This is a genomic window from Paenibacillus sp. 01T442, from assembly GCF_056398345.1.
This window is the reverse complement of the sequence record NZ_JBFTPF010000008.1, coordinates 159,861-179,538: the sequence shown is the minus strand read 5'-3', so window position 1 is coordinate 179,538 and position 19,678 is coordinate 159,861. Positions and strand designations below refer to the sequence as shown.

18 protein-coding genes, 2 tRNA genes, 1 rRNA gene and 1 riboswitch are annotated in these 19,678 nt (G+C 46.0%); of the genes, 15 read left to right on the top strand and 6 right to left on the bottom strand.

The features are described 5' to 3' along the window. The first annotated feature begins 17 nt into the window (after nt 1-17). The 12 genes from rrf to AC1DLM_RS10195 all read left to right on the top strand — a co-directional run bounded on the left by rrf (nt 18) and on the right by AC1DLM_RS10195 (nt 12,867). Nucleotides 18-134: ribosomal RNA gene (gene rrf / locus AC1DLM_RS10250) — 5S ribosomal RNA — on the top strand. Between the two features lie 102 nt (nt 135-236). Then, nucleotides 237-1,442, top strand: coding sequence for a putative glycoside hydrolase (locus tag AC1DLM_RS10245; RefSeq protein ID WP_477569899.1), 1,206 nt, complete (start codon nt 237-239; stop codon nt 1,440-1,442). 151 nt (nt 1,443-1,593) lie between these two features. Beyond that, nucleotides 1,594-3,051: an IMP dehydrogenase gene (gene guaB, locus AC1DLM_RS10240; protein WP_441991582.1), complete on the top strand. Its 1,458-nt coding sequence runs from the start codon at nt 1,594-1,596 to the stop codon at nt 3,049-3,051. A 168-nt stretch (nt 3,052-3,219) separates the two neighbouring features. Further along, entirely contained in the window at nt 3,220-4,590 is a 1,371-nt protein-coding gene (locus tag AC1DLM_RS10235) for a D-alanyl-D-alanine carboxypeptidase family protein (RefSeq protein ID WP_477569898.1), read from the top strand. A gap of 119 nt (nt 4,591-4,709) precedes the next feature. Further along, nucleotides 4,710-5,591 carry a pyridoxal 5'-phosphate synthase lyase subunit PdxS gene (gene pdxS, locus AC1DLM_RS10230; RefSeq protein WP_477569897.1) on the top strand — a complete coding sequence of 294 codons (882 nt, stop codon included), beginning with the start codon at nt 4,710-4,712 and terminating at the stop codon, nt 5,589-5,591. Further along, nucleotides 5,591-6,169 carry a pyridoxal 5'-phosphate synthase glutaminase subunit PdxT gene (gene pdxT / locus AC1DLM_RS10225; protein ID WP_477569896.1) on the top strand — a complete coding sequence of 193 codons (579 nt, stop codon included), beginning with the start codon at nt 5,591-5,593 and terminating at the stop codon, nt 6,167-6,169. Before pdxS ends, pdxT begins: the two co-directional genes overlap by 1 nt. Before the next feature lie 91 nt (nt 6,170-6,260). Further along, complete coding sequence (gene serS / locus AC1DLM_RS10220) at nt 6,261-7,541, top strand: serine--tRNA ligase (RefSeq protein ID WP_477569895.1); 1,281 nt, start codon at nt 6,261-6,263, stop codon at nt 7,539-7,541. 83 nt (nt 7,542-7,624) lie between these two features. Beyond that, nucleotides 7,625-7,711: transfer RNA gene (locus AC1DLM_RS10215), tRNA-Ser, on the top strand. Nucleotides 7,712-7,869: 158 nt separating this feature from the next. Continuing rightward, nucleotides 7,870-12,030, top strand: a complete 4,161-nt coding sequence (locus tag AC1DLM_RS10210) for a choice-of-anchor I family protein (RefSeq protein ID WP_441991578.1) — start codon at nt 7,870-7,872, stop codon at nt 12,028-12,030. Nucleotides 12,031-12,150: 120 nt separating this feature from the next. After that, nucleotides 12,151-12,498: a hypothetical protein gene (locus tag AC1DLM_RS10205; RefSeq protein WP_441991577.1), complete on the top strand. Its 348-nt coding sequence runs from the start codon at nt 12,151-12,153 to the stop codon at nt 12,496-12,498. 20 nt (nt 12,499-12,518) lie between these two features. After that, a complete protein-coding gene (locus AC1DLM_RS10200; protein ID WP_200963579.1) occupies nt 12,519-12,674 on the top strand; it encodes a hypothetical protein in 156 nt (51 codons plus the stop codon). Nucleotides 12,675-12,693: 19 nt separating this feature from the next. Then, complete coding sequence (locus AC1DLM_RS10195; RefSeq protein ID WP_441991576.1) at nt 12,694-12,867, top strand: small acid-soluble spore protein P; 174 nt, start codon at nt 12,694-12,696, stop codon at nt 12,865-12,867. A gap of 255 nt (nt 12,868-13,122) precedes the next feature. Here the strand turns inward: AC1DLM_RS10195 and AC1DLM_RS10190 are convergent, their stop codons facing one another. From AC1DLM_RS10190 to AC1DLM_RS10170, 5 genes are all read right to left on the bottom strand, one after another. Then, nucleotides 13,123-14,286 carry a hypothetical protein gene (locus tag AC1DLM_RS10190; RefSeq protein ID WP_441991575.1) on the bottom strand — a complete coding sequence of 388 codons (1,164 nt, stop codon included), beginning with the start codon at nt 14,284-14,286 and terminating at the stop codon, nt 13,123-13,125. Continuing rightward, the gene (locus AC1DLM_RS10185) at nt 14,286-14,762 is read right to left on the bottom strand and encodes an anti-sigma factor (protein WP_441991574.1); all 477 of its coding nucleotides are present in this window, start codon (nt 14,760-14,762) and stop codon (nt 14,286-14,288) included. Before AC1DLM_RS10185 ends, AC1DLM_RS10190 begins: the two co-directional genes overlap by 1 nt. Next, nucleotides 14,759-15,289 carry an RNA polymerase sigma factor gene (locus AC1DLM_RS10180; RefSeq protein WP_441991585.1) on the bottom strand — a complete coding sequence of 177 codons (531 nt, stop codon included), beginning with the start codon at nt 15,287-15,289 and terminating at the stop codon, nt 14,759-14,761. Before AC1DLM_RS10180 ends, AC1DLM_RS10185 begins: the two co-directional genes overlap by 4 nt. 127 nt (nt 15,290-15,416) lie before the next feature. After that, nucleotides 15,417-16,622: an MFS transporter gene (locus tag AC1DLM_RS10175; protein ID WP_441991573.1), complete on the bottom strand. Its 1,206-nt coding sequence runs from the start codon at nt 16,620-16,622 to the stop codon at nt 15,417-15,419. 111 nt (nt 16,623-16,733) lie between these two features. After that, nucleotides 16,734-16,807, bottom strand: a tRNA-Arg gene (locus AC1DLM_RS10170). Nucleotides 16,808-16,938: 131 nt separating this feature from the next. On the opposite strand from AC1DLM_RS10170, the gene AC1DLM_RS10165 reads away from it, so the two are divergent. Both AC1DLM_RS10165 and AC1DLM_RS10160 read left to right on the top strand, forming a co-directional pair. Next, nucleotides 16,939-17,436, top strand: a complete 498-nt coding sequence (locus AC1DLM_RS10165) for a DUF1648 domain-containing protein (protein ID WP_441991572.1) — start codon at nt 16,939-16,941, stop codon at nt 17,434-17,436. 15 nt (nt 17,437-17,451) lie between these two features. After that, nucleotides 17,452-18,000 carry a DUF1697 domain-containing protein gene (locus tag AC1DLM_RS10160; RefSeq protein WP_441991571.1) on the top strand — a complete coding sequence of 183 codons (549 nt, stop codon included), beginning with the start codon at nt 17,452-17,454 and terminating at the stop codon, nt 17,998-18,000. On the opposite strand, the gene tadA is transcribed toward AC1DLM_RS10160, so the two are convergent. Beyond that, nucleotides 17,983-18,441: a tRNA adenosine(34) deaminase TadA gene (tadA, locus tag AC1DLM_RS10155; RefSeq protein ID WP_477569894.1), complete on the bottom strand. Its 459-nt coding sequence runs from the start codon at nt 18,439-18,441 to the stop codon at nt 17,983-17,985. The genes AC1DLM_RS10160 and tadA overlap by 18 nt on opposite strands. Before the next feature lie 291 nt (nt 18,442-18,732). Next, a riboswitch (cyclic di-GMP riboswitch) is annotated at nt 18,733-18,819 on the top strand. Nucleotides 18,820-18,920: 101 nt separating this feature from the next. On the opposite strand from tadA, the gene AC1DLM_RS10150 reads away from it, so the two are divergent. Continuing rightward, nucleotides 18,921-19,661, top strand: a complete 741-nt coding sequence (locus AC1DLM_RS10150; protein ID WP_477569893.1) for a PilZ domain-containing protein — start codon at nt 18,921-18,923, stop codon at nt 19,659-19,661. Nucleotides 19,662-19,678: the final 17 nt, after the last annotated feature.

The window sequence follows — 19,678 nt, the reverse complement described above, 5'->3', positions numbered from 1 at the left end:
AACAAACGCTTTGACTGTTTGGTGATGATGGCGGAAGGGATCCACGCGTTCCCATCTCGAACACGACCGTTAAGCCTTCCAGCGTCGATGGTACTTGAACCGCAGGGTTCTGGGAGAGTAGAACGTTGCCAAGCAACACTTAAGAGTCTTTCTGGATTTTTTCCAGAAAGACTCTTTTTTTTGTATCTGTAAATAATGCTTTTTTAACCATACTAATCCTACGAGGAGGGATGACGATGAGTTCAACAAGCAGCATGAGATGGATGGGCAGGGTATGTCTTTGTTCGATAGTAACGCTGATGATGAATGGTTGCTCAACGAAAATCGAAGAAGTGAAGGAAGAGGCAAATCCACTTCACTCTTTAAGTCATGTAGGAAGCATGGGCCTTGCGCCTAATCAAGAATCGAAGAAGATTCCGCAGGCTGTAGCTGTAAATCCTTCTTTTTCCATGCCTGCTAAACCGATCGTGAAAGGTATTTATGTATCCGCCTGGTCCTCCGTAGGCAGTAAATTCGAGCAATTGATTGAGCTGGTGGAGCAAACGGATTTAAACGCGATGGTGATTGATGTTAAGAACGATTCCGGCCAAGTAACCTACCCCTCAACGGTTCCTTTGGTCAATGAAATCGGGGCGAATAGCCACGTCATTATACAAGATATGAAAGCGAAGCTGCAGAGATTGAAGCAGAAGCATATTTATACGATAGCTAGGCTGGTTGTGTTTAAGGATCCTTATTTAAGTAAGAAGAAGAGTATATATGCCATGAAAAACAGAGACGGAAGTGTATGGAAGGACGCGAAGGGAATCGCGTGGGTAGACCCTTTTAAGACAGATGTATGGGACTACAATATTCAAATCGCCAATGAAGTAGCTAATCTGGGTTTTGATGAAATTCAGTTTGATTATGTGAGATTTCCGGAGAATGGTCAGAAAGTGGACCGCGAGGTACTTTTCGATAATCCACAGAAGCTAAGTAAGGCGCAGGATATCGCAAATTTTTTGCATAGAGCGAAGGAACAGATCGGCAACAAGGCGTATATTTCGGCAGATGTGTTCGGATTAACGACGTCTTTACCTAATGATATGGGCATTGGACAAGATTGGGCGATGATTAGTAAGGAGGTTCATTTCATTTCTCCAATGCTGTACCCTTCACACTATACCAGCGGTATCTATGGCATCAAAAGCCCGGATTTGCAGCCGTATGCGGTTATTCATCAAGCGGTTAACGACGCCAAATGGAAAAATCATCAGTTAGCACGTTCCAACAGTCAGGTTGCACAGATCAGGCCTTGGTATCAGGATTTTACGGCAACATGGGTAAAGCCTCATAAAAAGTATGGTGTGATCGATGTAAAGGAGCAGATTAAGGCAGCGAAGGAGCAAGGGATCGAGCAGTTCCTACTCTGGAATCCAAGCAGCACGTACTCCTATCGTTAACGGAATCGACTTATTCGAGGCATGGTGGGAGCTGTCTACTCGTCCTTTTCCTTGACACCAAAAATAGGCTTTTGTTAAGATTGCAATCATACGCAAGGCTAATGAATCAAGCTTTCTTCAGGTAGAGGGCTTAAGGAGGACATGGAACGCAGTGAGAGAAGATAAGTTTGGCAAGGAAGGTTTAACGTTTGATGATGTTTTGTTAGTGCCGAGGAAGTCCGAAGTGTTCGGTAAGGAGATCGACGTTTCGACGCAACTGGCGCCTGGTGTGAAATTAAATATCCCGTTCATTAGCTCTGCTATGGATACGGTGACGGAGTCCGCGCTAGCGATTGCTATGGCCCGTGAAGGTGGCATCGGAATTATCCATAAGAATATGCCGATCGAGCTGCAAGCTGAACATGTTGATCGTGTCAAAAGGTCAGAGAGTGGCGTTATCACCAACCCGTTCTCCTTGACGCCTGAACATCACGTTTATGATGCAGAAGAGTTGATGGCGAAATACCGCATTTCAGGGGTACCGATTGTAAATGAAAATAATCGTTTAGTTGGTATTTTGACGAATCGCGACTTGCGCTTTGTACATGATTATTCCATTAAAATTAAAGAAGTGATGACGCAGGAAGGTCTTGTGACAGCACCAGTTGGCACGACACTTCAGCAAGCAGAAGGCATCCTTCAGAAGCATAAAATTGAGAAGTTGCCTTTGGTAGACGAGAATTTTGGTCTTAAAGGGTTAATTACGATTAAAGATATCGAGAAGGCTATTCAATTCCCTAACTCGGCTAAGGACGCTCAAGGGCGTTTACTTGTTGGTGCCGCTGTTGGTGTATCTAAAGACGTGATAGAAAGAGCCGCAGCGCTTGTTACAGCGGGTATTGATGTCATCGTCGTGGATTCTGCACATGGTCACCATATTAACATCGCAGAAACTGTGAAGAAGCTGAGAGCCCAATATCCAGAACTGCCAATCATCGCAGGTAACGTTGCGACAGGCGATGGCACACGCGATTTGATCAAAGCAGGAGCTTCCATGGTGAAAGTGGGGATCGGTCCTGGATCGATCTGTACGACTCGCATTATTGCAGGGATTGGTGTTCCACAAATTACTGCGATTTATGATTGCGCACAAGCAGCGGCCGAGTTTGGTGTTCCGATTATTGCCGATGGTGGGATTAAGTACTCCGGTGATGTGGTTAAAGCAATTGCTGCGGGAGCTAGCGCGGTTATGATCGGTAGTCTTTTTGCAGGGACAGAAGAGAGTCCGGGTGAGTCTGAGATTTTCCAAGGTCGCAGATATAAGGTTTACCGCGGAATGGGCTCCTTAGGTGCGATGAAGGAAGGCAGCAAGGATCGGTACTTCCAAGAGAACGAGAGCAAGCTAGTTCCAGAAGGCATTGAGGGACGTGTGGCTTACAAAGGGCCAATGGCGGATACGGTGTATCAACTGGTTGGGGGACTTCGCTCAGGCATGGGGTATTGTGGCGCACGCAACATTCAAGAACTTATTCATGATACGCAATTTGTTCGTATTACGGGAGCAGGTTTGAAAGAAAGCCATCCGCATGATATTCAAATTACCAAAGAAGCACCAAATTACTCGATGTAGATTAGTGACGTTTAGCTCCGCTAAAAGATCCCTGTATCTTGTCACAATATGGATGAAATTGGAGGCGTGGGAGTTGAACCCACGTTTTCTTTTTTTTGTCTAATGGGGTGTGATACAATATAACGTGTCATATGTGTTATCCAAACATTATTTAGGGAGAGTGAAATTGTGAGATTGTTACGTTTTACAAAGAAAAAGGTTGCTTTGGTGTTAGGTATTAGCTTAATTGCTCAATCCTTACTTTTACATATACAGCCAACCTACGCGGCAGATGAGAAAAAGCCTGCGGCTTCTCCATCCCCAACGGCGGTAACAACTCCTGCACCTAATGCAGGGACTACACCAGCACCAGCTTTGAATGAGCCTCAAGTAGCAGCGAAATCTGCGATAATTATGGAAGCCAGCACAGGATCAGTCCTGTTTCAAATGAATGCAGATGAAGCTTTTCCTCCGGCAAGTATGGCGAAGATGATGACAGAGTATTTGGCGATGGAAAGCATTAAAGAAGGCAAATTCAAATGGGACTCCCCTGTGACAGCCACTAAGAACGCGGCAGACGTCATTGGTTCTGGTCAGTTGATTGCCGAGAATGAAACACTGACATTCAAAGATATGTTCAATGCGATGTCCATTTATTCCGCGAACGATGCTTCTGTCGCTTTTGCTGAGTTGCTCGGCGGTACAGAAGAGAATTTCGCGAAAATGATGAATGACAAAGCGAAACAGCTTGGCATGTCGGATAAGGCGCATTTTATAAGTGCGACAGGACTTTCACGTGCGGATCTCAAGAATCCACCTGCTTCCATTGAAGGTGAGACGAAGATGACAGCTCGCGATGCGGCGATTCTTGCTTATAATATTTTGAAGGACCATAAAGAAATTCTAGAATTTACGAAGATCCCTTCCTTGAAGCTGAGAGCGACAGATAAATCACCCATGATCAACTGGAACTGGATGCTCGAAGGGAATTCAACGAACACTAACTTTAAGAAATATGCGTATGCAGGGTTAGACGGCTTGAAAACCGGCTCTACCGATGATGCTGGCTACTGCTTCACAGGGACCGCAGAACGTAACGGTATGCGTATGATTACGGTTGTTATGGGGACGAAGACGGAACCAGAACGTTTTAATGAAACACGCAAGCTGATGGACTATGCCTTTAATAATTTTGAGATAAAACCGTTCTTGAATGCGAAACAGACGATAGATTCTTTGAAAAGTGTGAACATTAAGAAGGGTGTACAATTGGAAGTACCTCTAGTTACGAAAACAGGTGTAACGTTCGTTGCTAGAAAAGGCGCGAAAGATACGGATTTCAAAGTGACGACAGAGTCTGTTGAAGAAAGCAAGCTAGTAGCTCCAATTGCGAAAGGCGACACGCTAGGGAAAGTCAAAGTAAGCTACAATGGGCAAGAAAAAACAGTAGAACTAATTGCAGATGGCGATGTTGAAAAAGGCAGCTGGATCAGGTTGCTGTTCCGCTCCATTAAAAACTTCTTCAGCGATATGTTCAATGGGATCAAGGGCGGCTCTTAGGCCAGAAAATGGGTTGTATATTACCCCTCCTTCATGTAAAATTGTTGTTTAGAAGTTTATATCGAATCGTGTAGGGAACTACACAGAAATTGCATAGAAGCTATAGGAGGAAATAAAGAATGGAAACTGGAACTTCCCGCGTTAAAACAGGTATGGCCGAAATGCAAAAAGGCGGCGTCATCATGGACGTTATGAACGCCGAGCAAGCTAAAATCGCAGAAGCAGCTGGCGCGTCCGCTGTTATGGCGCTTGAGCGCGTACCCGCTGACATTCGTGCAGCAGGTGGCGTATCCCGCATGGCAGATCCAACAATTGTTGAAGATGTTATGAAAGTTGTATCCATTCCAGTCATGGCGAAAGCAAGAATTGGACACTTCGTTGAAGCGAAAATTCTTGAATCCCTAGGCGTTGACTATATCGATGAGAGTGAAGTACTTACTCCTGCGGATGAAGTATTCCACATCAACAAGCGTGATTTCACAGTGCCTTTCGTATGTGGTTGCCGTGATCTTGGCGAAGCTTTGCGTCGTATCGGTGAAGGTGCATCCATGCTTCGTACAAAGGGTGAGCCAGGAACTGGTAACATTGTAGAAGCTGTTCGCCACATGCGTACAATTCAAGGTCAAATTCGTAAAGTTCAAAGCATGTCTTTGGACGAGTTGATGTTCGAAGCGAAAACACTTGGCGCTCCTTACGAGTTGCTTCTGCAAGTTCACCAAACAGGTAAATTGCCTGTAGTTAACTTCGCAGCTGGCGGTGTATCCACACCTGCTGATGCAGCGCTTATGATGCACCTTGGTTCTGATGGGGTATTCGTTGGATCTGGTATTTTCAAATCCGATAACCCAGAGAAATTCGCGAAAGCGATTGTTGAAGCTGTAACTCACTACACTGATTTCGAATTGATTGCTGAAATTTCCAAAAACCTAGGTGCCCCTATGAAGGGAATCGAAATTTCMAAGCTTCAAGCTTCCGAGCGTATGCAGGAGCGCGGCTGGTAATGACGAAGATTGGGGTTCTCGCGCTGCAAGGCGCGGTAGCAGAGCATATACGTGGTATTGAAAAAGCGGGAGCCGAAGGTGTCGTTGTTAAACGCACCGAGCAACTCGCTGAGCTAGATGGCATTATTCTCCCTGGCGGAGAGAGCACGACAATTGGTAAGCTTATGCGCACGTATGGCTTCATCGATGCGTTGCGTGAGTTCTCTGCGGCAGGCAAGCCGGTGTTCGGCACCTGCGCGGGGTTGATTGTCATCGCGAAAGAGATCACCGGACAACCGGAAGCTCATCTCGAGCTGATGGACATTACGGTGGCTCGCAACGCGTTCGGTCGTCAACGCGAAAGCTTTGAGACGGACTTGCCGATCAAAGGCATTGACGAGAACGTTCGCGCGGTATTCATTCGGGCCCCACTCATTGAGAAAGTGGGACCGGAAGTAGATGTACTGGCCACGTATGATGGCCAGATCGTAGCCGCGCGGCAAGGGCATCTCCTTGCGGCGTCGTTTCATCCAGAGCTGACGGATGATTTCCGTCTGCACAGTTATTTCTTAGACATGGTAAAGCAAAGCCAAGCATAACCAATGGTTCAAGCACCCCGAGTTAGCCGGATTGCCGGTATGGGTGCTTGCTTCCATATACAAACCATTTTGCGCTAACGGAGGAATCTCCTTGTTTGATGTAAAGTTACTTCGAAGTGATTTAGCAGCTGTACAAGCTGCCATGCAAAACCGCGGCAAGCAGATCGAGGAGCTTAATGGTTTCACAGCATTAGATGTGAAGCGCAGAGAGCTGCTGCAAGAAACGGAACAGCTGAAAAACCGTCGTAATACTGTATCCCAAGAGGTAGCGGGACGCAAAAGAGCCGGTGAAAACGCGAATGAGCTGATTCAAGAAATGAAAGTGGTCGGAGACCGCATTAAAGAGCTTGATGATGAAATCCGTGTCTTGGACGAGTCCTTACAACAAGTTCTTCTCTCCATTCCGAATATGCCGCATGCCAGTGTTCCTGTAGGCCGTACGGAGGAAGAGAACGTAGAAGTACGCCGAATTGGCGACATTCCTACGTTCGATTTCGAAGTGAAGCCGCACTGGGAAGTTGCACAGGACCTAGGCATTCTGGATTTCGAAGCGGCGGCGAAGGTAACAGGTTCGCGTTTCGTGTTCTACAAAGGGCTTGGAGCTCGCCTAGAGCGCGCATTGATCAACTTCATGATGGACTTGCACAGCGATGAGCATGGCTATGAAGAAATGCTGCCTCCTTATATCGTCAACCGTGATAGCCTAACAGGTACAGGACAGCTTCCGAAGTTTGAGGAAGATGTGTTCAAGCTGGAGAATTCGGAATATTTCTTGATTCCGACAGCGGAAGTACCGGTCACGAATTATCATCGTGAGGATATTCTAACGAATGAACAGCTGCCGGTTAACTTCGTGGCGTTCAGTGCTTGTTTCCGTTCGGAAGCAGGATCCGCTGGTCGTGATACACGGGGCTTAATCAGACAGCACCAATTCAACAAAATTGAGCTTGTAAAGCTTGTTAAGCCCGAAGACTCCTACGAGGAGTTGGAGAAGCTTACAGGCCATGCTGAGCGCGTTCTACAGCTGTTGAAGCTGCCTTACCGTGTGCTGTCACTCTGCACAGGCGATATTGGCTTCACATCCGCGAAGACGTATGATCTGGAAGTATGGCTGCCTAACAGCGGCGCATACCGCGAGATCTCCAGCTGCTCCAATTTCGAAGACTTCCAAGCGCGCAGAGCGAACATTCGCTTCCGCCGCGATGCGAAGGCGAAGCCGGAGTTCGTGCATACGCTGAATGGATCAGGTTTAGCTCTGGGTCGTACAGTCGCTGCGATTCTTGAAAATTACCAGCAAGCGGATGGTTCGATTATCGTTCCAGACGTGCTTGTACCTTACATGAACAACGTAAAAGTCATCACGAAAAAATAGCACTTGCAACGAGTTGCGATTATGTGCTACAATGCTTTTTGTCACTGCACAAGGTCGTCTCCCTAATCGGAGACGCCTATCGTGGAGAGGTGGTCGAGTGGTTTAAGGCAGCGGTCTTGAAAACCGCCGAGGTCGCAAGGTCTCCGTGGGTTCGAATCCCACCCTCTCCGTAGCCAAGGTAATACCCAACCAAAAAGTCATGCGATTCTTGAAATCGTGTGGCTTTTTTTGTTTTCATTTTGATAGGGCATCGAGGGAGCGACATTTACATAATCTAAATCATATTTTAACAAAAAGTGGGTATTTAGTAGCTGGAGCTTTTCTTATAATGGACGAGATTATCCAATATGAGGAGAGTGAAAACCCTGTGAAGAAGGTTGGAACGAAGGTAGTCTCGGTACTTTTATCCGTGGCCGTCACGATAAGTTCTTTAGCAATAGCCACTCCAGCAAGCGCTGTAGCGATAACACCAGGAACGCCGTATCAAGCGAATGGCACTTACGATGTGACGGTACCGCATGTATTCATCAATCAGGTCTATGGCGGCGGCTTGAAAACGGACACAGGGAATACAGCATCTTCCCATGGATTTATAGAGTTGTACAACCCAACGAGCAGTGATATCAGCTTAACGGGCTGGTCTTTGCAATATGCGGATCGTGGATCATCTGATCTAATAGGGCCAACTGGAGATTGGGATAAATTAGACCTTGTTGGCACGATTAAAGCTAAATCTTCATTCCTCATTCGTGGGGAAGCGACGTTAGCATCTGCACCCAAATTGAATCTTACAACAACTTATGATCAATTATGGAACAATCGTTTTATTAATAATAAAGGCTTAAAAGTTGTTTTGATGAGCAATCAGACGAAGCTTGATATAACCAATAAAAATCCATTCTCAAATGTACCTAAACCGACTGGCTATGTTGATATGATCGGTACAGGAAGTAATGACGGCGATAATATAAATATTCAAACGGACATTGATGGTTTTGAATTTGAATATCCGAGAGGATCTTCAGAAGGTACTTCCAAAAAGATATCTGTCCGTCGCAAAGCACTAACAGATACGGATAATAACAAGCAGGATTTCGGGCAGTTCGGGATTGCAGATTCGACTACGCAGGAATTGGCAGTTAAAGGACCTAAATATGGCGCATTCGGGCAATGGGACAATAATGTGTCCGTGCTTGGATACTCGAATGAAACGTTTCCTATAGCTTATGAGCAAGAAGACTACTCGGTATTGATGAATGTCTATGGAGGGAGAGCTCCATTTACGTTCGCAGCTACAGGATTACCTGCTGGATTAGCTATTAATTCTGTCACGGGTGAAGTCTATGGGAAGCCGACGGAAGTAGTTACTTCTAATGTATACGTAAAAGTGACGGATAGTTTGTTAGCGCAATATGGCCGTTATTTGACGATTAAGGTTGAACCCGCTTCTAACCTATTCAAAGACACGTTGAGCATTACGAAGCTCACTGATTTTAAAGTAGGGATTACGAATAGTAACGGCGGTGTCGCCGAGATTGTTAAATACAATAAGGATAACAATAAGTTCTATCTGGTTAATGGATCAGGGAATCCACCTAGCTTAGATATCGTTCGTTTAGATCTTGTGCAGGGCCTAGTTAAAGAAAAAACGATTAAAGTAAAAGATTTAGTTGAAAATAACGGCTTCCTATACGGTGACCTGACAAGTGTGGATGTGAATACGACCACCAAGAAAGTATCCGTATCTGTGCAAGAGTTAGATTCCAAAAAAGCTGGTAAAATCGTCGTTCTGGATTATGATGGCAACGTAGTGAAAACGTACGACGCAGGTATTCAGCCGGATATGATTAAATCCACAACAGATGGCAGATATATTTTAACTGCGAATGAAGGCGAGCCTCGCACGGCTGGCATAGATCCAGAGGGAAGTATAACTATTGTAGATACGATTATGGATAGCGTGACGCAACTAAGATTTGCCGATCCTTCTGTCATCGATAATAACGTTCATATTCGTGGTGCATCTAACCCTATACAGATTACGGGTGAAGGCACGAAGCAAGACGCAATTTTTGATCTGGAACCTGAGTATATTGCACTTTCGGAAGATAATAGCAAAGCTTATGTATCCTTCCAAGAGAATAACGCGATTGGAACGATTGATTTAGCGACGAAAGCTGTCATCTCGATTAAAGGGCTAGGACTAAAGGATTTGAGCCTTGAGCGTAATTCTTTGGATCTTGTAAAGGACAATGCGATAAAGTTTGAAAATGTCCCGTTCTACGGCATGTACATGCCAGATGGGATTGCAAGCCAAACCATCAATGGTATCCCTTATGTCTTCTCTGCTAATGAGGGAGATGTCACCGAGTGGCCAGGTGTGAGACTCAATGGAAGCACGATTGGCGCGATGAAAGGCAGCTTGGCACCTAATTCACCTGCAGCGCAATTCTTGGCTGGTAAGACGACTTACGACGGCGTAGAAGTAGCTAGTGATATGGGGTCGGATAGTATCTATCTATACGGAGGCCGTTCCTTCTCAATTTGGCAAGCAAACACGATGGCTCAAGTTTATGATAGTGGGAATGAATTTGAGAAAGTGACTGCACAGCGCGTTCCTAACTATTTCAACACGAGTAATAGCAAGACAGCTTTAGATGATCGCAGCTCGAAGAAAGGGCCAGAGCCCGAAGATGTTAAAGTGGGGAAAGTGGGAAGTAGAACACTTGCTTTTGTTGGACTCGAGCGTGTCGGAGGTATTATGACCTATGACGTATCGGATCCAGTGAATGCGAAGTTCGTGAACTATACGAATTCACGTGTGTTTACACCGAAGGACAATCTGAATACAGATACGGGGCCAGAAGGAATCGATTTCATCCCTGCCGCGATCAGCCCGAATGGGAATCCACTGCTTCTAGTTGCAAATGAGGTCGGTGGAACGGTTGCTGTCTATCAGCTTAATGTACAACGGATTAGCGTGGAAAGGTCCTCACTTTCTTTTACCAAGGGAGACGCTGCAAGCAAGCTCACAGCAACAGTGACGACGGCTGCAGGAGATGCTGTTGGCTCAGGTACGATTACTTGGAAATCTTCGAATTCAGCGGTTGCAAAGGTGAGTGCAGAAGGTCTAGTGTCAGCCGTGGATACGGGTAGCGCGGTAATTACAGCTATAAGCCCTGATGGATATGCGACAACGGAAGTACCGGTAACGGTATCTTCTTCCGGCACATCTTCCTCCGGTCCAGGAGCGGGAACTACACAACCTAGCCAACCAACAACCAAGGGAGACACAACGACGATTACAAGCTCAACTGTCAAAGATAGCACAGGTACTTCAACGGCTAATCTTACAGTTGCACAGGTAACGGATGCTTTAAAACAGTTGACCGAATCAGCAGGGAAATCATCTATTCTTGAAATTAAAGCAACTGTAGATGCTGCTTCGAAAGAAGTGGTTATCAAATTGCCTGCGGAATCACTCGTTAAGGTTGCCAATAGCTCCACTACAGCAGTAAGGCTAGACTTAGGTATTGGCTCCGTGAATTTGGATAAAAATGTGCTGACTGCCATCGCCTCTGCCGCGACGACGGGTGAAGTATCCCTGTCTATCGCTAAAGCGGATCTAACCGCGGTCACACAACAAATGTCAGTAAAGGATAGTGATGCGGTTAAAGCGGCTATTGGTGAACGCCCCGTTTTCGATTTYACCATCACAGCCGGTGGAAAAACGGTTTCCACCTTCAACGGAAGTTCAGTTGAGGTTGGAGTACCGTATAAACTAGCGGCTAATGAAGATACGAATGCCATTATAGCCTTTTACATTGCAGACAATGGCGAGCTCGTCAAAGTCTCGAATAGCTACTACGACGCGGCTACAGGTACGCTAGTTTTCAAAGTAAGCCACTTCTCGCAGTATGCGGTTGGTTATGCACCCGTTGCGTTCGGCGATACGTCAGCAAGCTTTGCTAAGAGCTATATCACATACCTAGCGGCTCGTAATATTATCAATGGAACCGCAGAAGGCCAGTTCTCACCAAATGCTCAAATCAATCGTGCCGATTTCACGTTGATGCTGGCTCGTATGGCTGGCGTGAATCTTAGCGCCTACAAATCGTCTATTTTCCGCGATGTGAAGGCGGACAGCTATTATGCCCAGTCTGTCCAATGGGCAGCTGAGAGCGGCCTTACAAGCGGTGTAAGCGAGGGCGTATTCGCACCTGCTGCCAATATCTCACGTGAGCAAATGGTCACGATGATCGCGAGGTTCGCTAAGTTTCAGAAGTTTACCTTGCCGCAAGCGGTGAGCGCTGCACCTTTTGCAGATGGTGCAGAGATTCCTGCCTTCGCCGTAGACGCGGCGAAAGCGTTGCAGCAGGCTGGTATTATTTCCGGGAAATCGGGAAATACATTTGCGCCGAAGGATTTCGCTTCGCGTGAGGAAGCCGCGAAGATGCTGGGTATGCTTCTGCAGCAAATCGTAAAATAAATGATGATGCATTAGCACTTACCCTCGGCACGAATCTGATTCGTGCGGGGGAGTAGGTGTTTTTTTACATGGATAAAACACGGGCGGCTTCCGCATTTTAATCATGTGGAGGTGTTACCTATGAGCAAATCAGATAAGCCTAGCGTAAATCAAGCTGAAATCGTGAAAGAGTGGATGAATGTCATGCCCACTGTTCTGCAGCCCTCTGATCAAACAAGGGTTTGGGCAGATGAAGGCGATGCCGATGCCATCCGCGTGCACATTATGACGGCGGGGCATACCGGCTATTCGTTTGATTTTAAAGTGACGTATGTGGACGCCAGAGAAGTGAAGGTAGAACTAACTGATGTACAGCAAGGAACCACACATATTGACGAACGCAGCGATGTTATACAGTCGCTAGTCGATGATTATGTGCGACATATTCATGAGTGTGCACAGGCTTTGCAGAAGGTCACCCACGCCTAAGTAAGAAGGAGGACACCGTGATGACGAAGCAAAAAAGTCCCGATAAGAATTTGCAAAATGTAGCTAAAGATTTGGATGCCAATCCAGTCAATGCCCATAATGCGCAACAGATCCAGCAGCAGGTCAACGACCACCGCCATCAAGATGCTCTAAATCACGAAGGAACAAATTCGTAAAGGGAGAGGATGAGGAGCTATGTCTAAACCTAAAAACTATTCCGCAGGCGACAATCTTGTTCATAATGGCAATGTAAAAAACCGAAACAACGCGGGTGGCAATCAGGAGCCGTTGTCGGGATCTAAGAAAGTGAAGAACCAGAATCATCACGGCGGGCACGCTGCGGAAGGGCATGGACACGGTGGCGACTAATTTTTTTATAAAAAATGATTAAGATTTTGTAAATGGGTCATACTATTATTGTCGGCAAGCAGAGAGGTGTGGTTCCGTTGGAGCAATTAGCGAAAGGGAAACAACCATTGCAAAGAGGACTTTTCTACCTGTTATAATCAGGCTGGAGGGCGATGTGCTAAAGACACTTACCGTGTTTTATACGCAGATTTAACTTAAGTTTTATTTGTAACAAGGTTCAAGGAAATATCATCAATGCCGACGAAAAAAGAACCCTTAGGGGTTCTTTTTTTCGTTGTCTATGGAGGCGCCCTGTTGCTTACGATTCAGTAGTAACCGAATGCCACCTCCGATGAGGAGCACAGCGACAATGAAGGTCTGGCTGAAGTTGTTGATCAAATACATGTAATTCCGCGAAGCGGGTAGGAACTGATACATAAATTGCACAAAGACGTCGCTGAAGATATAATAGCCGCCGAATACGATGAGAACAGCGCCAATATAGCGTTGGTAGGCTGTCCAATTTTCGACAAGAGGCTTGTCAGTTAAAGTCCCATTTTCATACTTAGAAATACTCTGCAAGGCATCAAAAAAGCTAAAAAACCATAGAATCGGAATCAAAAAGAAGAAAAGGGACAGCCGCAACACATCCAACACGTAAATGGAAAAAAGAAACACAGCCATCAACTGGATACCGCGTTTGGTCATCGATAAGTACAGGTGCGCCGCACCTGGGAAAATGGCGATAATCGTGGCAAGGGTCCGATTTTTGCGTCCATGTTCATCGCGTTGGAAATCTTCAAACATACTGCGATCTACGAGCTCATATCCAGCTTGCTTGCGATCCAACTGCTTCAACGCATCGAACATGGTATAAAACCAGAGCACTGGCAGCGCCAATAGGAAAACGATAAAACCTTGGTTATGCGTCAGAATGGTGATGAAGAACACGAGAATAGCGATTCCGAAGAAGGAGATCATGGCTGTAAGGCCTCTTTGCATTAAACCAAGCCAGAAATGGCCAACGCCTGGAATGAAGGAGAGCATGAGAACTTTAGATCTTTCTTGTCTTCGTGCTAGTTGAACATAATAGGAAGCGGCATCCCCATTCCAAGATGGAACCTCTTGCTCAGATGGATAAGGACCATAATAAGCTGGCATCGGTTGTTGATAGGTTGTTGGAATTGGCATAGGCGCTGGAGCGTTCAATAGGTAGATAATGATATCAACCATATTGAGGATCCACGTGAGCCCAATAGGAATAAGCAGAAAAGCGAATTTGTCGGCATCATGAGACACAATACCTAAAAAAAGTAAGAAACATAGCCCGAAGAATAGGAAGCCATATAATAAACCGCGAACAGTACGATTCATATACAGATGACCCACACCAGGGATGAAAGATAGTAGGAATGCAACAAGATTACTTTTGGTAGGCATTAAGGCTCTAGGCCTCCTTTTTTGTGTTCATTTTGTAAGGTGTCTAACCATGTTAGTGTTTTATGGATAAGGTGATCTGAAATCGGTACTTGAGCTTCAAGTGAGGCAGGCGCTTCCAGAGGAGGAGCGGGCTTGAAGGCACTGAACGTTCCTAATTCCTGTGATATGCCATGGAAAAAGCCAGTCGCCACAAGCACAAGCGTCGCGGCAGCCGCAATCCCATAATGGAACATGGTCGAGCGGTGCCAAGCAGGCTTCATTCCTACCGTTCTGGCTATGATGCCATTCACATAAGCTGTTGTTTGTTCACCGTCCATGTCTGTTATAGCAATTACTTGCTCCACACACTGCATATAGTTGGCTAGACATTCATCACATTGATATAGATGACTTTCCATCTCATCTTGTTCTTGTAACGGCAGGCGCTCCTCCACATACTGCAACCACGCTTGCTGGTTAAAATGACGATCCTTCATCGAAACTCCTCCTCCTTCCAGTGATTTCGCAGCCACATCTTGGCTCTGTATAACTTTGATTCGACCGTTTTGATTGTAATGCCTTGAGCATCGGCAATATCTTGATACGATTGTTGATGAATATAATAGGCCAATAACACATCTTGGTAGTTTGCTGGGATCTGATGGAGCTTGTGACGAACGAATTCCGTCGTTTCTCTGACTAACACTTCCTGCTCCACGCTCTGCTCTGGAGGCTCTGGTCCTGCTGAAGACAGTGCCTCCTCGAATTCGGCGACGCTGTCCTCTTTGCGCCGGCTGGAGGCGCGTTTGAAATCAATAGCCCGATTCACTGCGATGCGCGTCATCCAGGTTTTCAGGCCTTTCTTTTCATACCGAGGGAGAGAGAAGTAAATGCGGGTCCAAACCTCTTGGGACAAGTCTTCGGCGTCCTTCTGATGACGAACAATCGCAGTGATCGTCTGCAAAATATACGGACGATACCTTGCAATTAACTCACGGAAGGCCGCTTCATCGCCTTTTAGAATACGATCAATTAGTAGGTGCTCCTCAATATGCTTCTCCTCCTCTCCGCATGAATAGACGTGTCCAACCGATCTTACCCCTGCACCTTTATGAAAAAAAAGAGCGAATCGTGAGATTCACTCTTTACAATCATTGCGCCATTGTAGATTTGTTTGTCCCCAGAGGTTGTTTCTTAGCGGAGCTTTGAACGAACAGATATGCGAGTAGTGCACTGCCGGCACCGAGGATGCCGAGTACAATAAAGCCCTCATTGAGCGAGAAATAGTCACCGATGATGCCCATAAGGACAGGCCCTACGAACATACCGAGTCCATAAATCGCCTGGAAAAAGCCCATCGCTGTCGCCCGCTTATCCGCAGGCATATGCTTAATGCTCATCCCCATGAGCAGGGTAAACGAAAGTCCACGACCAAAGCCAGCAAATGCCTGTGTAATCATGAGCAGCCAGAGATGATGGGTGAACGGCACCGTAAAGGTGAAGATCCCCATAAGTAGGAAGCCGGCTACAACCATGCGTTTCTCGCCATATTTCATCGCCCAACGCCTTCCACCGAATAAAGAGGCTAGTGCAACAGGCACGTTAGCGAATAAAGAAAGCATGGAGAGCGAGAATTTATCTGCGCCAAGCTGCATCGCATAAACCGGTGTGAAGCCGAACACCGTAGCAAATATCAGCACCTGCGATAGGATAGCGAGCAGAGAAACAAAGAGAAGTGTGCGATCCGTCGCCACGTTTCCGATTCCGCGCATGGTGATTTTGGGCGCGTCTTTCTCTACTTTTTCGATGAGGAAGAAAGAACCGACCATGCCTAACAGTCCAAGCACTGCACCGAGAATGAACACGGATTCCCAACCCAGCTTGTCTGCTGCCCAGCCTGCACTAAGTATGCCCAGCACCTGACCGAGTGAGTTGAAAAAGGAGATCGTACCGATTGCCTTCGTAGACTCTTCATGCTTGTAATAGCTCGTGAATAGTACTGTAAAATCAACCCAAGTCGCTGCGGCTGCCCCTGCAAGTGCTCGGAGGATCAAGATCCACGTAAAATCGTGCGTGAACCACAGACCGAGTCCCGTAATCGCAGTGAAGAGAAGACCGAAGGTGATGAATAGTCTTCTTTTATGAAATCGATCCGACATAATGCCTACAGGGATACGGAGCAGCATCTGCGAGATGCCATACATGCCGACAATCCAGCCAGCCAATTGATGACTTCCCCCGAGGAATTCCACGTAAGGCGCCATGATTGGAACGCTGGTGTACATCGACATCCAGAACAGCATCGTGACCGCACAGAATAGCGGGATGCGATAAGATGAAATAGCGCGAGTTGTCATCGGAGTGAGGACTCCTTTCGAATATGAATCGATAATGGCAATAACAAAGAAAGGGATTGTCAACCTGAGTTGAAATCCCCTATTACGTATGTTTGTTTAAAAAGAACTATACGCGCCCGATACGATTCGAACGTACGACCTACAGTTTAGGAAACTGTTGCTCTATCCTGCTGAGCTACGGGCGCATAGTATCGTCATTCTAACACGAGATGTTTTCGGGGTGCAACCATTTTAACCCACGTTCAAGCAGGAGGTTTGATTTGGAGTAAGGAAAGTACATAGTGGAAAAAGAAATCCAATCGAAAGCAGGTGTCGTATGGAGCAACGTCCGGTGATTCATCTCGATAGATCTAAAGTTGAAATCATACTCGATGTCATTTCCCTGATCGTTATCGTAAGTATGATCATTTATGTCGCCTACGTGTGGCACGATATGCCTGAGCGAATTCCGATGCATTTTAACGGGAAAGGGGAGATCAATGGCTGGGGGAACAAAATGAGCCTAGTAGCCTTTCCACTCATAGGCGTTATCATCTATGTTGGCTTGACGCTCCTAAGTAAGGTTCCTCATGTGTATAATTATCCGACTCCCATCACATCACAGAATGCCCGAGTGCAGTACCAGAATGCGCGTTTATTAATAAACAGTCTTAAAACAGTGATTGTCATTCTGTTTGGCTTCATTGAATGGTCTGTTATCGAAAGTGCAAAAGAAGGTACCGCGGAGCTTAATTTATGGGTATTAGGATTTATCCTATTGATGCTGTTTGGCACGATCATCTTCTTCATCATTCGTTCCATCCAATTAAAGTAAGGGAGGCAAGCCACAATGACGATTTATGTTGGTTTTCTGCGTGGGATTAATGTAGGAGGCAAGAACAAGATCAAAATGGCTGACTTAAAAAAAACGCTAGAGGCCTTAGAATTAACGCAAGTGCAGACCTATTTGCAAAGCGGCAATGTGTTGTTCCAATCCGAAGAGTCAGGAGAAACCCTACGCCCGCGTATTGAAAAAGCAATCAGCGATGCGGCAGGCGTAGCGCCTACCGTTATTTTGCGCACCGCAGCGGAGCTAGCTGAACTTGTAAGGAATTGCCCCTATGACGCAGAAGCTTTGTCCGAAGGGGAGAGCATTCAAATTTCTGTTCTAACAGAAGAAGCCCCGCAGACATTCACCGACATCTTATCCAAGGGACAGAGTGAAGTAGATGAATTTCAGATACGGGGCTGCACCATATATTTTCTGTTTCGGCAAAGCGTGTTGGATTCGAAGCTGGCAAGTAACATTCAGAAGCTTGGCAATCAAACGACGGCGCGTAATTGGAATACGATGAGTAAGCTCGTAGAGTTAGCCGAGGGCTTAGGCCTTGCCCCGTAATTTCCGGAAAAACTGCGTTAACATCGTGGAACACTCCTCTTGCAAAACACCGCTAACCACGTCGACTCGGTGATTGAATCGGTCTTCCTGCAGCAAGTTCATTAACGTTCCTGCACAGCCGGCCTTCGGATCCACCGTACCATAAATAACTTGAGGTACACGCGCTTGCACGATCGCACCCGCGCACATCGGACATGGCTCCAATGTCACATAGAGCTGGCAATCCAGAAGGCGCCAAGCCTGCAGATACTCGCTCGCTTGTTTAATAGCAATCATCTCTGCATGCGCAAGAGGATCAAGGGTTGTTTCACGTAAATTGTAACCGCGGCCAATGATTTGACCTTGATGGACGACGACCGCGCCGATCGGAACTTCGCGAATGGCTTCGGCTTTCAGCGCCTCACCGATCGCTTCTCTCATCCAAGGGATATGTTGATCCACAGGGGGACACCTCGCAATAATAGTTTATCCACATGTGTATAGAGATCCGAACAAATATTCGTTGTTAACAAGCTGTGGATAACAATGTGGATAACTTATAAACCTGTGGATATTCAATTTCCACTACACATTCATACAATAAAAATAGGGTCCATGCAAGGATTTTAGTTGAAAGAAGTGCATGAGCTACGTATAATGGTGAGTACAGTGGGTCTTTTAGACCAGTTTGGACGAAAGATAGATCATTTAGACCAGTAACGAACAACGATATCTACATAAATGAATAGCAGGGTTCGACAATGGCAAACTTGTTGAAAGGCAAGGACGCAAAGCTGAGGGTCTACGGTTCTTATGAACTACGGCAGCCTGGTTACCGAAAATCGATGCTTTTATTGATTGCGGTGGTAGGCTGTCCCTGTGTGGGGCAGTCTATTTTGTGCGGAAAAATGCTATGAAATCCATCAATAGGGAGGGTGAAGATGAGCATGGCGATGAAGCAGGATACTTTGAAGCGATATGGGAGTAAAGAAGGATATGATGCGGAGGTATTAATGCATTGCCGAGCTGTAGTGGCGAAGGATGATTTCGTGTCAACAGGTATTCTTACCTATGCACAAGGAGACATCATGGAGATTGAGCTGCCGGAATACGATGTATTTCAACTGGGTGATAAAACGAAAATGACGTTATATACGAAATCGGGTCTATTCGTTTTTCATTCGACAGTCGTAGCAAGAGAGCCTGGTTCACTGATCGTGATCAATCCACCTGAGAATCGGAAGAAATTTTCAGAGAAACGGGAGTTTCCGCGGGTCGATGTGAAGAATGTAGGATACATTGTAGGATTTCAAAATATTACTCAAAAAGAGCAGCATCACTTGGAAAATCCAATTGAAATTTCGATAAAAAATATTTCCATGAACGGAATTGGTTATATTATTAATGATAATTCCATGATCGATGGTATTCTTCATAAGAAATGTATGTTGCAAGTTGAGTTGGATTTAGGTTTTGAGATGCCGTGCAGGTTGGAAATTATAAGGAAAGAAAAGCAGGAAGACGGCTACTATTACGGAGCCAGCTTCGAGAGTGTTCCTGCCGAGCAAAGCAATACATTACGGGGGTTTATTCTTCGTAATCAGATTGAAACTTACTTCGAACAGAAGCGGGATGAAGAGTTCAAAAAAGCAAYGGAAAAAAAGTCTGCAGCCAATCAATAGCTTGCAGGCTTTTTTTT